We start from the raw sequence: 13,536 nt of genomic DNA on the forward strand, positions 1-13,536 counted from the left end.
CCGGAATTTACGAACATTTGTCGGTATTGTCGCTCAGGACAGGCCGAGCAGCTTCGCCGCGTTGTCCTTGAGGATCAGCGGGCGCACCTCGTCGCGGAAATCGGCCTTGTCGAAGGCATCCAGCCATTTCTCGGGCGCGATCATCGGCCAGTCGGACCCGAACAGCATCTTCTTGCGCAGCAGCGTGTTGGCGTAGCGCACGAGGATCGGCGGGAAGTACTTGGGCGACCATCCCGAGAGGTCGATGTAGACATTGGGCTTGTGCTGCGCCACCGACAGCGCCTCTTCCTGCCAGGGGAAGGAGGGATGCGCGAGGATGATCGGCATTTCCGGGAAATCCACCGCGACATCGTCGATATACATCGGGTTGGAGTACTTCAGCCGCATCCCGTTGCCGCCGGGCATGCCCGAACCGACCCCGGTCTGGCCGGTGTGGAACAGCGCCGGCTTGCCGGTCTCGGCGATGGCCTCGTAGAGCGTGTAGGCCATGCGGTCATTGGGGTAGAACCCCTGCATCGTCGGGTGGAACTTGAACCCCTGAACCCCGTAGTTCTCGACCAGGTTTCGCGCCTCGCGCGCCCCCAGTTTGCCCTTGGCAGGGTCGATCGAGGCGAAGGGGATCAGGATGTCGGAATGCTGGGCCGCCAGTTCCGCCACTTCCTCGTTCTTGTAGCGGCGATAGCCCGTCTCGCGCTCCGCATCGACGGGAAAGATCACCGCCGCGATGTTCTGCTCGCGGTAGTGCGCCGCCGTCTGCTCGATGGTGGGCGGATGCTGCCACGGCGCGCCAAAGTACTTGGCCATCGCGGTCTGCAGATCGTCGTAGCCGTCGTCGGAATGGCAGCCGCAGGGCTCTTCCGCGTGGGTGTGGAAATCGATGGCACGGACTTTGGCTAGATCGATCACGAATGGTCCTCCCTTGGTCGGGGCGGATCGTGCGCAGATAGGCGGGAATGTCAAATGGGCTTTTCGTCCCGGCGCCGGTTCGCGCCACGGGCCTGCATCTTTTCTCACTAAATACTCACGGCACGACGCTGACAGGTGCGCCGGTGCTAACGGATTTCTCCCCCGGCAATCACGTGGTCGGCGATCTGCGCCCTGAGCCAGCTGTGCATCGCCGAGTGATGGGTGCGCGCGTTCCAGTAGAGGTAGATGTCGAAGGTCCCCGCGAAGGGGCAGGCGGTGCTGTGCAACTCGTCGCCAAAGGCCCGGGCTATACGGCTGGGCAGGGTCGAAATCAGGTCGGTGCCACTGAGGATGCGGGGCACGGCGGCGGGGCTCGGGACACGGAGGATCTCGTTCAGCGCCAGCCCACGCGCCTCGAGCTCGACGAGGAAGCGCGACTGCCAGGTGCCGCCGTAGATCACCGTGACATGGGGTGCGGCGAGGTAGGTCGCCTCGTCTATCTCCTGTCCGGCAAGCGGGTTGTCGGGCGACATCACGCAGACCGAATGTTCTTGCAGCAGGCGGCGGCGGTAAAAGCTGTTGTCCTCGATGGGCACCGGACTGATCAGCAGGTCGCTCTCTCCCCTGTCCAGCTGGCCCTTGCCCAGCACGGTCGAGGTCAGGATATTGAGCCGCATGCCCGGCGCCTTCTTGCGGAGGATGCGCAGCAGGCCCGGCAGGATCAGCAGCCGTTCGTAGTAGTTGCACGAGAGGGTGACCTGCGTATCGGCCTTGTTAGGGTCAAAAGCGGGTGGCTCCAGCAGGGCCGAGAAGTCATCGGCGATCCGGGCGACGGAGGTCACGATCTCGTCGCAGCGGTCGGTGGCGACGATGCCGCCGCCCTGCCGCACGAAGAGCGGGTCGCCAAAGGCGCTGCGCAGCCTGTCGATGGTATAGCTGACGGTGGACTGGGTCAGGCCGAGGCTCTCGGCCGCGCGCGTGAAGGATCCGAGCGCATGCACCATGCGCAGGGTCCTGAGCGCCGCGAAATCAAGCGACGCAGGGTCGATCCGTGTGCCCAAGCTCTCCTCCCCTCGCCTGAACATGTGCGCAGAGCTTATCGAAATTCTCGATGTTGTCCATTCATCCCATCGGATTGCGGGATGGTTTCGGGCTTTCTAGGCTTGGATCGCAGTTCTTGGGGAGGAGCAGCGATGACGACAACGCTGAAGACGCGCGCGCCGATCGACGAGTCGATCACGATCGAGCAGCTGACACGGGATCCATACAGTATCTACCGCAGGCTTCGGGCCGAGGCGCCGGTTCTGACCGTCCGGTCGATCAACCGGACCATGCTGACCAAGGCGGAGGATACCAAGTATGTGAAGGAGACGCCCGCGCTGTTCAGTTCGGACGATCCGACCACGCCGATGGAGCGGGCCTTTCGCGCCCACACCCTGATGCGCAAGGACGCCGAAGAGCACCTCGCCGAGCGCAACGCGATGGCGCCGACCTTTACCGGGCGCAACATCAAGGCCTGCTGGCAACCGATCTACGAGGGCATCGCCCGCGATTTCGTCGACTCGCTGCCGCGGGGCGAGACAGTCGACCTGTTCAAGATACTCGCCGCGCCCTTCGCCGCGCGGTGCCTCAAACACCTTCTGGGGATCGAGGAATCGAGCGACGCCGACATGGAACGCTGGAGTCAGACCCTGATCGACGGCGCCGGCAACTTTGGCTACCGGCAGGACCTGTTCGACAAGTGCGATGCGGCGAACGACGAGATGGACGCGCTGTTTGCCCGGGCCATCGAACGGCATCTGAAGGACCCCAATGCCTCGGCCCTGTCGGTCATGGTGAACGCCGAGACGCCGATCCCGATGTCGCAGATCTATGCCAACATCAAGATCGCCATCGGCGGCGGGATCAACGAGCCGCGCGATGCGCTGCTGACCATCCTCTACGGGCTGCTTACCAACCCCGACCAGAACGAGGCCGCCAAGCGTGACGGGCTCTGGGGGCAGGCATTCGAGGAAGGGGTGCGCTGGGTGGCGCCGATCCAGGCGAGCTCGCGCCGGGTGATGGAAGATACCGAGATACGGGGGCACTTCATCCCCAAGGGCGATATCGTGATGACCGTTCAGGCTTCGGCCTGCCATGACGAGGATCTCTACGAGGATCCGCATCTCTACAACATCTTCCGTCCGAAGACGCCGCATCAGGCCTTTGGCAACGGGCCGCATTTCTGCCAGGGCACACATATCGCCCGCCGGATGCTGGCCGACATCATGCTGCCCATGCTCTATGACCGCTTCCCCGACATGGCGTTGCCGGAACCGGAGAAGGTGCAGTTCTGGGGGTTCGGATTCAGGGGGCCGCTGTCTCTGCCGGTGACACTGAACTAGGGCCTAACAAGGCAAAGCAGAGACCAATAGGCGCGAGGGAGAGACGCGCCATCACTCGGGAGGGAATGATGAGGAAACGCAACCTGCTGAAGGGGGCCGCGGCGACGCTGGCCGTCCTTACGGCCTTGGGGCCGATGACGGGTGTCGCTCAGGCACAGGAGGTGACGCTGCGGCTGCACCAGTTCCTGCCGCCACCGGCCACCGTGCCGAAGATGATCCTGAAGCCTTGGGCAGAGCGGATCGAAACGGCCTCGAACGGCCGGATCAAGATCGAGCATTACGATGCCATGGCGCTGGGTGGCACGCCGCCGAGCCTGATGGACCAAGCCATCGACGGCACCGCCGACATCATCATGACGGTGGTCGGCTACACTCCGGGGCGCTTTCCGCGCACCGAGGTCTTTGAACTGCCGTTCATGATGACCGACCCCATCGCCACCGCGCAGGCGTTTCAGGAGCTGGTGGAAACAGATCTCAAGGACAACGAGTACAAGGACGTGCATGTCCTTGGCGCATGGGTGCATGGCCCAGGGGTGGTGCACAGCCGTGACGGCGTCAGCACGCTGGAGGACATGGAGGGCCTGAAGGTGCGTGGCCCGACCCGGGTGATCACCGACATGCTGAAGGAACTGGGCGCGACCCCGGTCGGCATGCCGCTGCCGGCGATCCCCGAGTCCCTGTCGAAGGGTGTTATCGACGGGACCGTGATCCCGTGGGAGGTGACGCCCGCGATCCGGCTTTCGGAACTGGTGCATCACGCGACCGAGTTCACCAACTCGAAGGAAGCGCTTTATACCGCGACCATCGTCACGGTGATGAACAAGGCCAAGTACGAGTCTCTGCCCGAGGACCTGCGGGCGATCATCGACGCGGAGTCCGGCCAGAAGCTGTCGAGCTTTGCCGCCGAGGTCATGTTCGAGCAGGACAAGCCCGGCCGGGACATCGCCGAGAAGAACGGCACCGAGTTCGTGCAGCTTGACACTGCCGAGATCGAGCGCTGGAAGGAAAAGGCGCAGCCGGTGGTCGATCGCTGGATCGCCGACATGGACGGCAAGGGCATCGACGGCGCGGCGCTGATCGAACAGGCCCGCGCGCTGATCGAGAAGCACGGCGGCTGACCGCCGGCTGATCACGAGGAAACGCCCCGGCCCTGCGCCGGGGCGTCTTTCGTTGCAGCGCACCTTTGCCGAGGGCCGGACCCTAGCCAGTTGAGTTCACGCCGCAAAACGCCTATCTCGGCTCAAATACCCGCAAATGCGCATGATGCGAAGGATCCCGGCGTGGCGAACCACCTCTACCAGAATGACCTGCCCGACGGGCTGAAACTTGGCCCCGTGGTCGCCATCGACTGCGAGACGATGGGCCTGAACCCGTGGCGCGACCGGCTTTGCGTGATCCAGATGTCGGACGGCGACGGCAATGCCCATATCATCCAGGTCGCCAAGGGGCAGACCGAGGCGCCCAACCTCTGCAAGCTGCTGACCGATCCGAACACGCTGAAGCTGTTCCACTTCGGCCGCTTCGACATCGCCGCCATGTACCACGCCTTTGGCGCACTGGCCGCGCCGGTCTATTGCACCAAGATCGCCAGCCGACTGGTGCGGACCTATACCGACCGCCACGGGCTCAAGAACCTGACGCAGGAGCTGATCGGGCTCGATATCTCCAAGCAGCAGCAGATGAGCGACTGGGGCTCCGAGACCCTGACCGACGCCCAGCTTGAATATGCGGCCTCGGACGTGCTTCACTTGCACAAGCTGAAGGACCGGCTTGACGAGATGCTGGCCCGCGAGGGCCGCACCGAGCTTGCGCAGTCCTGTTTCGACTTCCTGCCCACGCGGGCGCGGCTGGACCTTGCCGGCTGGCCCGAAATCGACATTTTTGCGCACTCATGACCGAAACAGAGACATTCCTCGCCACGGCGCGCCAGGTCATCCTCGATGAGGCCCGCGCGCTCGACCTGATGGCGGATCACCTCGACAAGGAATTTGCCGAGGTCGTGCGGCTTGTGCTCTCGGCCACCGGGCGGATCATCGTCAGCGGTATCGGTAAGTCCGGCCACATCGGCCGTAAGATCGCCGCGACGCTGGCCAGCACCGGCACACCCGCGCATTTCGTGCACCCGGCCGAGGCGAGCCACGGCGACCTTGGCATGGTCGCCAAGGGCGACGTGGTGCTGGCGATCTCGAACTCGGGCGAGGCCCCCGAACTTGCCAACCTGCTGTCCTACACCCGGCGTTTCGGCATTCCGCTGATCGGACTGTCGAGCCGTCCGGAGAGCACGCTGATGACTCAGGCCGATGCGCACCTGCTGATCCCGAACGCGGGCGAGGCCTGCGGGTTCGGCATGGTGCCGTCGATTTCGACCACCCTCACCCTTGCGATGGGCGATGCGCTGGCGATCGCGATCATGAAGTACCGCGATTTCCGGCCAGAGAACTTCCGCGACTTCCACCCCGGCGGCAAGCTGGGCGCGCGCCTGTCGAAGGTCCGCGACCTGATGCACTCGGGCGAGGCGTTGCCGCTGGTCGGGGCCGAGACCCCGATGAGCGACACGCTGCTGGAGATCAGTCAGAAGGGCTTTGGCGTTGCGGGCGTCGCCGCCACGGATGGCACCCTTGTCGGGATCATCACCGACGGTGACCTGCGTCGCAAGATGGCGGGGCTTCTGGAGCATACGGCCGGCGAGGTGATGACCGCCTCTCCCACGACCATCGGCCCGGATGCCCTGGCCGAAGAGGCCGTGGCGATCATGAACCAGAAGAAGATCACCTGTCTATTCGTGACCGACAACGGCGGACCGGCCCTCGGGCTGCTGCATATCCACGACTGCCTGCGCGCCGGTCTGGGCTGACATGGCAGGGGCGAGCGCGATGGATTCCCACTCCCGGATCGTCGGCTTCTTCAAAGTGCTGCTGCCCCTGGCCGCGCTGGCCATTCTTGCGACCCTGTTCCTGATTTCGCGCGGCGTGAACTTCGAGGCGACCATCCCCTTTGCCGAGGACGAGGTGGCCGACCGCCTGCGCGACCAGCAGATCACCGGCCCGTTCTTCTCGGGCACCACGGCGGAGGGCGAGGAAATCGTCTTTAGCGCCGCCGTCGCGCGCCCGGGCGGCCCCGACAAGCCGGCCGAGGCAAACGAGGTGAATGCCAAGCTCACGACCTCGCGCGGGGAGCTGATTACCCTCGATTCAGACCTCGCCAGCGTGGACATGGACGGCAAGGCCGCGACCTTCTCCGGGAACGTCCTGTTCCAGTCCTCCACCGGGATCGAGGTGCGGACGGACCAGCTCTACACCGTGCTGGACGGCATCCAGGGCAACTCTCCGGGGACCATCACCGGCACCGGGCCATTCGGCGATATCACCGCCGGACAGATGGAATTTGGCCCGAATACCGAGGACGGACCTCTGCATGTTCTTTTCAAGGACGGTGTAAAGCTGATATATCGCCCCAAAGAGACGGAAAAATAGACTTTGAACCCGATTGGCGCCCTGATTTTCAGCCTGTGTCTCGGACTGGTGGCCCTGCCCGCCAGCGCCCAGACGACGAATGTCGCCTTTGGCAATACCAAGGCCGATCCCAGCCAGCCGGTCGAGGTGACCGCGGACCAGCTGGACGTGAACCAAGAAGACGGCTCGGCAGAGTTCCAGGGCAACGTGCTGATCTCGCAGGGGGTCATGAAACTCTCGGCCAAGCGGGTGCTGGTGATCTACAGCCAGGACGAAAAGGCCATCGACCGGCTCGAGGCGACGGGTGACGTCGTGCTGGTGAGCGGCGAGGACGCCGCCGAGGCGGACCGCGCCGAATACACGATTGCCTCGGGCGTGATCGTCATGACCGGCAACGTGCTGCTGAACCAGGGGCCCAATGTGATCTCCTCGCAGGCCATGACCGTAAACCTGACGAGCGGAACCGCGCAGATGACCGGCCGCGTCAAAACCGTGCTGAACCCCGACGGCAACAACGGCAACAATTGATGGCGACCCCGAAGCTCACCGTGACCGAAGGCGACTCCGGTCTGCGCATCCAGCATTTGCGCAAGTCCTACCGCAAGAAGGTGGTGATCCGTGACGTGACGATGTCGCTGCAGCGGAGCGAGGTCGTGGCGCTGCTGGGGCCCAACGGCAGCGGCAAGACGACATCCTTCTATGCCATCGCCGGGCTCGTGTTTCCCGAGGCGGGCCGCGTGATGATCGACGGGGTCAACGTGACCAACCTGCCGATGTACCGCCGGGCGCGGCTGGGAATCGGCTATCTTCCGCAGGAAATGTCGATCTTTCGAGGCCTGAGCGTCGAAGACAACATCTCTGCGGTTCTGGACATCACCTACAACGACAAGTCGAAGCGGCGCGAGCGGCTGGAAGAGCTGCTGTCGGACTTTTCCATCGAACACCTGCGCCGTGCACCCGCGCTCGCCCTGTCCGGCGGCGAGCGGCGGCGGGTCGAAATCGCGCGCTGCCTCGCGGCCGAACCGCGGTACCTGCTGCTCGACGAACCCTTCGCGGGGGTCGACCCGATCTCGGTCAACGACATCCGTCACCTCGTCGCGGACCTCAAGACGCGGGGAATCGGGGTGCTGATCACCGACCACAACGTCCGCGAGACGCTGGAGATCGTGGATCGCGCCTACATTCTGCACGATGGCCAGGTGCTGATGTCGGGGACGCCCAGCGAAGTCGTCGAGAACGAGAACGTGCGACGGGTCTACCTGGGCGACAATTTCCGTATTTCCTAGGTTTCCGGGACAGTTATGGCGGATTCGATGCGGAATCGTGCCGACGCTCAACCGCTTTTCGTTGACAGCAGCCCGCCGCAGTGCCTCAATTGAGGTATGGTGAATGCATGGGCTATTGCAACGCGTGGAACGGCCTTATGTGACAGGCCCGACCGCCTGCTTCCCATCGCAATCCCATTCCCCCGCATCCGAACTTGAGGCGCTGCGCCGCACCCGCGGCGCGCGCGCGGATGCATGACGTGAAGGAGCACACATGCGTTACCAAATCAGCGGCAAACAGATCGACATTGGCGAAGCGCTTCAGACCCACGTACAGACCACGCTGGACGAGACCGTCCAGAAGTATGCCGGTCGTCCGACCGACGCGAACATTATCTTCTCGAAATCGGCCCACGAGTATGTTTGCGAGGCCACCATACACCTGTCGTCCGGGCTGAACGCGGCCGCCAAGGCGCATGACACCGAAATATACGCGGCATTTGAAAGCTGCGCAGAGAAGCTCGACAAGCAATTGCGCCGCTATAAGAGGCGTTTGAAGGACCACCATCGCGAACGCGCGGAACCTGTTGAACTCCTGGGCGCGTCCTCGTATATCCTCGCCGCGGAAGAGCAGTCTGACGACGAGCCGGAATCGCTTCAGCCAATCATCGTTGCTGAAATGGAGACGCAGATACCTTCGTTGTCTGTCGGCGAAGCGGTCATGCAGATGGAATTGGCCGGCGCCCCAGTGCTGATCTTCCGGAACGAGGGGAAAAAGGGTTTGAACGTGGTTTACCGCCGGGAGGATGGAAACATCGGCTGGATCGAACCACGTTTGCAAGACTGAGGCCGGTCCCGCCACGCGGGCGCCCGCCAGTGGAGCACTGAACATATGGAGCTTTCGAGCATCCTAAGACCGGAGGCCGTGAAGGTTTTTGCCGCGGCCTCCAGCAAGAAACGCCTGTTCCAAGAGATCGGGGATGTCGCCCAGTCGGTCTATCATCTGGATAGTTCGACGACTGTCGAGGCGCTGCTGGAACGCGAGAGCCTGGGGCCCACCGGTGTGGGTCACGGGGTCGCGCTGCCGCATGCCCGCATGTCCGGCCTCGACGAGGTCGTGGGCGCATTCGTTCTTCTGGAGAAGCCGCTGGACTTCGGCTCGGTGGACCGTCAGCCGGTCGACCTCGCCTTTGCGCTTTTCGCGCCGGAAGATTCCGGGGTCGAGCATCTGAAGGCACTGGCACTGGTGTCGCGGACGCTGCGCAACACAGCGCTCTGCAGCAAGCTGCGGGCCAACCCCGATCCGGCGACGCTCTATACCCTGCTGACGACGCCGAACGCCGTGCAGGCCGCCTGAGGCGGTCAGGTGCGCCAAGGACCGAACCCGAACATCACGTAATCGCGCTGGTAGACATCGGCGGCAAGGTCTTCGAGGTCCTTGTCGTGGATCGACTTCAGCGTGTGGGGTCCGGTTTCTGCCTCGGCCATCGGAGCGGGTGCCTGGGGGTATCCCACCTTTGAGGCGAGTGCGCCCAGCGCCTCGTCCAGTTCATCCTCTCGCAGGATGTGATCGGGCAGGATGAAGTCGGCGAAGCTGCTGACGATGGTCGCCTGCGTCGCCCATGCGGCATCCACACGGATTGCGGTCTGCCCGGCAAGGTTTGCCCTGACGAACTCGAGGAACCCGTGGAACGCGTCGCGGTGCTGATCCGCGCCATAGGAGGCGTCGGTGGCCCCTTCCGGCAGCGGCAGCTTGAACTGGCGGCGCAGAGTATCGCGGATCTTGTCGTAGCTGCCCGGGCCGGTCGCCACGATCCGGCGGCAGAACACCTCGTGCGCGCGCGCCAGAGGATGGCGCAGCACGGAGAAGCTGCGATGGCCGGTCCGCTTGCGTTTCCATTGCCGCAGCTGCTTCTGGTTCATCCTCACGTGCAGATCGTCCGCGGAGACACCGTCGAGCGCAGCCAGCCAGTCGCGCAGCGAATCCACCGGCCCGCCCGGCACCGGCAGGAACAGCAGCGGGGCCGTGGCGCCACCGATGTAGCTGGGCACGGAGGCGCCGCGGCGCGGCTCGAAGTTCGGCGTGCGGGTCAGGTTGAACCGGTCGAGACCGGCGAGCGCCTGCTCCATTTCCTCGGGGTTAGAGACCTTTTCGGTCACTGATCCCGGGTTCTGCACCTTCAGGCTCTGGTCAAGGCTCTCCAGCCGGGACTCGGACCCCAGCCATGCCGCAAGGCCGTTCATCACGTCGATGTCCTGCAGATCCTCGTAAGCCACGTAGAAGGCCGTCTGCCCGCTGGTCTGCATCCTGTGCAGCACCTCCACCTGGAAGGCCTGCAGCCTGGTCACATGCTCGGCAAATTCGAGGGCGTCGAATTCGGCGAGGGAGTCCTTGCGGCGCTGCACGTTCGTCAGCTTCCACTGGTTGGTCGCCTTCGCGATCTTAAGCGACACGTAGCTGTCCAGAGGGTTGCGCGTGAGGATGATCTTGGCGCAGCGCCGGTCGGCCAAGGCCAGTTCCAGCACCCGCGGATCATGGTTGTGGAAAAAGCGGAAACCGTTCAGCCCCGGCGCGGCTTTCACCGCCTCGACCAGCTGGGCGGGATCCCGGTCTCGCGCGTCCTGCGTCAGGCCCAGCAGGTCCGTGCGGTTCGGGTAGCCGATGAAATGCGGATTGAAGGCTTCGCCGTGGCATTGCACGCCGTCCAGCGCGTTCAGGTTGGTCTCGAGAAAGTTCGAGCCGGTCCGCATCTCGGCCAGTACGATAAAGTAGTCGAACACCACGAACTCCGGGTCTTAGCGCACCACGTAGGGTCTACGCGGCGGTTTCGGCTTTCTCTCCGGTCCGCTTTCGACCGGGAAATCGCCCATCAGATAGGGGTGCATCCCCTGGTTCTTGAGATTCTGCAGGAACTGGCCGAACCCGTCGAGATCGACCATGCGCGGGACCTCGGCCAGACGGCGCTGCCGCAAGGTCCCGGTTTCCTCGATGATGGTCTGCAACGGCTCCATCGGGCTGTCGACGAAATCTGCCATGCTCCAGATCCGGATGTTCGCCTTGGCCCAAGTGGAGCGCAGGATGCCGAGGTGCTCGCTCTCGACCCGTTGCAGCCGGGCGGCCTCCTTGCGGATCTCGCCGAAGTTCCGGTTGGACTTGAACAGGGGCACCGCCCATGCGCCGGTGATGACCGAAACCTGCGCGTTCGGGTCGCGCGCCACCAGCCAGTTCACGCCCTGATGGTCCATCGGCCCAAACTGGAAGCACTGCCGTTCGCCCCGGGTGTTCCAGATCAGGTTGGTCAGGAACCCCTCGGGGTCATAGTCGCGCAGCTTGGCGCTGTCGCTGAGCGCCCCGTTCATCACGGTGTAATCGCCCGAGAACTGTGCCCGTTCGGGCGAGAACAGATGCCCGTGCACCCGCGTCCCGGTGATCCGGTTCAGCCAGCCGCCGAAATCCTCGAACAATTCGTCGAAGCCCTGGAACATCGAATAGGGATAGGCGGTGATCCCGTTCTCCCAACCCTGCCGTGGCAAGCGGCTCTGCATATAGAGGCCGGGGCGGCCGCGCGTGCGCCGTTCCACCGCCTTGGCGAAGATCCGGTCGATCTTGCCCGGATTAGGCTCTGCTTTCTTCATCGCGCCCCGCTCGTCCGTCAGGAAGGCATGATAGAGCCTGTTCGCCCCCGGCCATATCTTGCGGGCAACGAAACAGTCCGACCGCCGCAGGAGCTGGAGGTGATCGTCGTAGAAGATGTGCGGCTTGCCCTGATAGTCGAACTTGCTGAGCGTCAGCGAGCGGCTCTCGATCTTGCGGGAATAGAGCCGCGCGAGAGTCTGGTAATAGCTCTCGTCCGGGATCCAGACCCTGCGAAAGTACTTGTCGTGGCGCGGCCTGTCCGGGTCTTCGAGAATGGCCGAGAGAGTCTGGCGGGTCAGGCACCACCACTGGCTGCCCATGTGCGGGGTCAGCCCGGCCGGAATGCGGCGCCGGTATCCGATCTTGCGCTGGATGTTCACCCAGCGGTCGAACAGCGCGCGGCGCTTCTTCCACGAGAAGGGGAAGCGCAGGGTGAAGCGCTCTTCGTCCAGCCCGCCGACTGTCCAGGGCACGTCGGCGGTGGTTGCGCTTTCGATGAAGTCGGTCTGGGGCCGGGCGGCAAGGTAGTCGATCAGCTCCTGAACCGGGCGCAGCGGCAGACACGAGCCCGAGGCGAGGTAGACGTGGCGCACCTGTTCGAAACTGGCGAGCATCATCTCGGAGGCCGACTGCGACGCGGCGACGATGCCCCATGTCCCCCACTCGCAGCGATGACGCTTGGAGAAGCGGATCAGCCGGTCTTTCTCGATGGCGGCGCGGAAGGCCTGATAGGTCTTGCGCGGGACCGCCTTGTCCACGTGGATCACCACCGGGCAGCCCGAGGCGGTCCAGTGCCGGGCCACCTGGGCGGCGCGGTCCAGCGAGGTGTGGACCAGCATGACGATGCCGACGGTCATGCCCAGTTCCCCTTGGACATGAGACCGAGGATTTCGAGCTGGCGCCAGTTGATGTATTTCTCGGACCACTTGCACCACAGGTCCGGGTGCGTCTCCATCGCGGCGGCGTAGGCCTTGTACTCGACCGAGCCGGAGTAGTGCTGGCCCCGCTCCAGTTCCTCCTGCGCCTTGGCGGCGAAGGTGTTCAGGAACTTGGCATGGAGCAGCGCGCCCGACGCCTTTTCGCCGCCCCATTCCTCGTAGACGGAATTCAGCCCGCGCGGCAGCAGCGCGTGGGTCGAGCTGATGTAGGCAAAGCGCCGGTCCCACTTCACCAGCGGGATCTTGTTCATCGCGGGGGCCTTGGCCGGCCGGTCGGCAAAGAACATCCGCGCGCGCGGCCCGCCCTGGATCCAGAGGTTGCCGTAGATGTCGTTCTTCTTGATCGTGTAGTTCCCCGGGTCAAACCACGAGGCAATCTCGAGCGGGTTCTGGCCCGGGAGATAGACCTGCTGGTCGAGCCTGCCCTTGGGATAGACGTCGATCAGCATCGCCGAGAAGCTGCGCAGCCCCGAGTTGTCGAGCCAGTCTGTCAGCGCCGGGATCGGCCGGGTATCACAGAAGGGGTAGACGAAGAACTCGTCCGGATCGACGACAAGCGTCCAGTGCCCGTGGGCATAGCGCCGGTTCAGCCAGTTCACCCAGTCTACCCCGAAGGCGGACCGCTTGTAGCTTGCGCCCGTGGACCAGACGGAAATGTCCTCCTGCCCGGCAAGGTAGTCGAGCGTGCCGTCGTCGCTGTCGTTGTCCACGAAGAGGAAGTGCCCGACCCCGAGGTCGCGGTAGTAGGACAGGAAGTAGGGTAGGCGGACCTTTTCGTTGCGCATGGTCGAAACCAGCAGCACGTCGCCGGGGCGGATGTTTGCCGTGTGGTTCTGGACGGTCTTGAGTTCGAATGACTTACGGACAGCCCGGATCAGCCGGCGACGCCGGCGCAACCGCATCCGATAAGAGTCCCAAATACCCACCGTGTTGCCCAAACGTTTCGCCGCGTCG

Annotated in this window: 14 protein-coding genes; 9 read left to right on the forward strand and 5 right to left on the reverse strand. The window is 64.1% G+C overall.

What is annotated here, in order from left to right; genetic code table 11:
- Positions 1 to 33: 33 nt before the first annotated feature.
- Positions 34 to 906, reverse strand: coding sequence for an amidohydrolase family protein (locus DDT93_RS08675; RefSeq protein WP_109465399.1), 873 nt, complete (start codon positions 904 to 906; stop codon positions 34 to 36).
- Between the two features lie 146 nt (positions 907 to 1,052).
- Entirely contained in the window at positions 1,053 to 1,967 is a 915-nt protein-coding gene (locus DDT93_RS08680; protein WP_198654807.1) for a LysR family transcriptional regulator, read from the reverse strand.
- A 132-nt stretch (positions 1,968 to 2,099) separates the two neighbouring features.
- Here DDT93_RS08680 and DDT93_RS08685 point away from each other — a divergent pair, with 132 nt between their 5' ends.
- The 9 genes from DDT93_RS08685 to DDT93_RS08725 all read left to right on the forward strand — a co-directional run bounded on the left by DDT93_RS08685 (position 2,100) and on the right by DDT93_RS08725 (position 9,364).
- A complete protein-coding gene (locus tag DDT93_RS08685; RefSeq protein WP_109465401.1) occupies positions 2,100 to 3,290 on the forward strand; it encodes a cytochrome P450 in 1,191 nt (396 codons plus the stop codon).
- Between the two features lie 68 nt (positions 3,291 to 3,358).
- Positions 3,359 to 4,408: a TRAP transporter substrate-binding protein gene (locus DDT93_RS08690; protein ID WP_109465796.1), complete on the forward strand. Its 1,050-nt coding sequence runs from the start codon at positions 3,359 to 3,361 to the stop codon at positions 4,406 to 4,408.
- A gap of 162 nt (positions 4,409 to 4,570) precedes the next feature.
- Positions 4,571 to 5,185: a ribonuclease D gene (locus DDT93_RS08695; RefSeq protein ID WP_109465402.1), complete on the forward strand. Its 615-nt coding sequence runs from the start codon at positions 4,571 to 4,573 to the stop codon at positions 5,183 to 5,185.
- Positions 5,182 to 6,144, forward strand: a complete 963-nt coding sequence (locus DDT93_RS08700; protein ID WP_109465403.1) for a KpsF/GutQ family sugar-phosphate isomerase — start codon at positions 5,182 to 5,184, stop codon at positions 6,142 to 6,144. The genes DDT93_RS08695 and DDT93_RS08700 overlap by 4 nt, the downstream gene beginning before the upstream one ends.
- A gap of 19 nt (positions 6,145 to 6,163) precedes the next feature.
- Entirely contained in the window at positions 6,164 to 6,763 is a 600-nt protein-coding gene (locus DDT93_RS08705; RefSeq protein ID WP_109465404.1) for a hypothetical protein, read from the forward strand.
- Between the two features lie 3 nt (positions 6,764 to 6,766).
- Entirely contained in the window at positions 6,767 to 7,270 is a 504-nt protein-coding gene (gene lptA / locus DDT93_RS08710) for a lipopolysaccharide transport periplasmic protein LptA (protein WP_109465405.1), read from the forward strand.
- Positions 7,270 to 8,028, forward strand: coding sequence for an LPS export ABC transporter ATP-binding protein (gene lptB / locus DDT93_RS08715; protein ID WP_109465406.1), 759 nt, complete (start codon positions 7,270 to 7,272; stop codon positions 8,026 to 8,028). Before lptA ends, lptB begins: the two co-directional genes overlap by 1 nt.
- Positions 8,029 to 8,281: 253 nt before the next feature.
- On the forward strand, positions 8,282 to 8,854 hold the full coding sequence (gene hpf / locus DDT93_RS08720) for a ribosome hibernation-promoting factor, HPF/YfiA family (protein WP_109465407.1): 573 nt from the start codon (positions 8,282 to 8,284) through the stop codon (positions 8,852 to 8,854).
- 45 nt (positions 8,855 to 8,899) lie between these two features.
- The gene (locus tag DDT93_RS08725; RefSeq protein ID WP_109465408.1) at positions 8,900 to 9,364 is read left to right on the forward strand and encodes a PTS sugar transporter subunit IIA; all 465 of its coding nucleotides are present in this window, start codon (positions 8,900 to 8,902) and stop codon (positions 9,362 to 9,364) included.
- A 5-nt stretch (positions 9,365 to 9,369) separates the two neighbouring features.
- On the opposite strand, the gene DDT93_RS08730 is transcribed toward DDT93_RS08725, so the two are convergent.
- Genes DDT93_RS08730 through DDT93_RS08740 form a run of 3 tightly spaced genes read right to left on the reverse strand, consistent with a single transcriptional unit; the run spans position 9,370 to position 13,484 of the window.
- The gene (locus tag DDT93_RS08730) at positions 9,370 to 10,758 is read right to left on the reverse strand and encodes a nodulation protein NodH (protein WP_109465797.1); all 1,389 of its coding nucleotides are present in this window, start codon (positions 10,756 to 10,758) and stop codon (positions 9,370 to 9,372) included.
- 45 nt (positions 10,759 to 10,803) lie between these two features.
- Positions 10,804 to 12,501, reverse strand: coding sequence for a DUF5927 domain-containing protein (locus DDT93_RS08735; protein ID WP_109465409.1), 1,698 nt, complete (start codon positions 12,499 to 12,501; stop codon positions 10,804 to 10,806).
- Positions 12,498 to 13,484 carry a glycosyltransferase family 2 protein gene (locus DDT93_RS08740; protein WP_109465410.1) on the reverse strand — a complete coding sequence of 329 codons (987 nt, stop codon included), beginning with the start codon at positions 13,482 to 13,484 and terminating at the stop codon, positions 12,498 to 12,500. The genes DDT93_RS08735 and DDT93_RS08740 overlap by 4 nt, the downstream gene beginning before the upstream one ends.
- Positions 13,485 to 13,536: the final 52 nt, after the last annotated feature.

It is taken from the genome of Albibacillus kandeliae (assembly GCF_003116585.1).
GTDB classification, from domain to species: domain Bacteria; phylum Pseudomonadota; class Alphaproteobacteria; order Rhodobacterales; family Rhodobacteraceae; genus Albibacillus; species Albibacillus kandeliae.

Coding starts and splice junctions, on each gene's coding strand:
- hpf (WP_109465407.1), top strand. CDS start 8,282: ATGCGTTACCAAATCAGCGGCAAACAGATCGACATTGGCGAAGCGCTT.
- DDT93_RS08690 (WP_109465796.1), top strand. CDS start 3,359: ATGAGGAAACGCAACCTGCTGAAGGGGGCCGCGGCGACGCTGGCCGTC.
- DDT93_RS08735 (WP_109465409.1), bottom strand. CDS start 12,501: ATGACCGTCGGCATCGTCATGCTGGTCCACACCTCGCTGGACCGCGCC.
- DDT93_RS08705 (WP_109465404.1), top strand. CDS start 6,164: ATGGATTCCCACTCCCGGATCGTCGGCTTCTTCAAAGTGCTGCTGCCC.
- DDT93_RS08685 (WP_109465401.1), top strand. CDS start 2,100: ATGACGACAACGCTGAAGACGCGCGCGCCGATCGACGAGTCGATCACG.
- DDT93_RS08725 (WP_109465408.1), top strand. CDS start 8,900: ATGGAGCTTTCGAGCATCCTAAGACCGGAGGCCGTGAAGGTTTTTGCC.
- DDT93_RS08730 (WP_109465797.1), bottom strand. CDS start 10,758: ATGCGGACCGGCTCGAACTTTCTCGAGACCAACCTGAACGCGCTGGAC.
- lptB (WP_109465406.1), top strand. CDS start 7,270: ATGGCGACCCCGAAGCTCACCGTGACCGAAGGCGACTCCGGTCTGCGC.
- DDT93_RS08700 (WP_109465403.1), top strand. CDS start 5,182: ATGACCGAAACAGAGACATTCCTCGCCACGGCGCGCCAGGTCATCCTC.
- DDT93_RS08740 (WP_109465410.1), bottom strand. CDS start 13,484: ATGCGGTTGCGCCGGCGTCGCCGGCTGATCCGGGCTGTCCGTAAGTCA.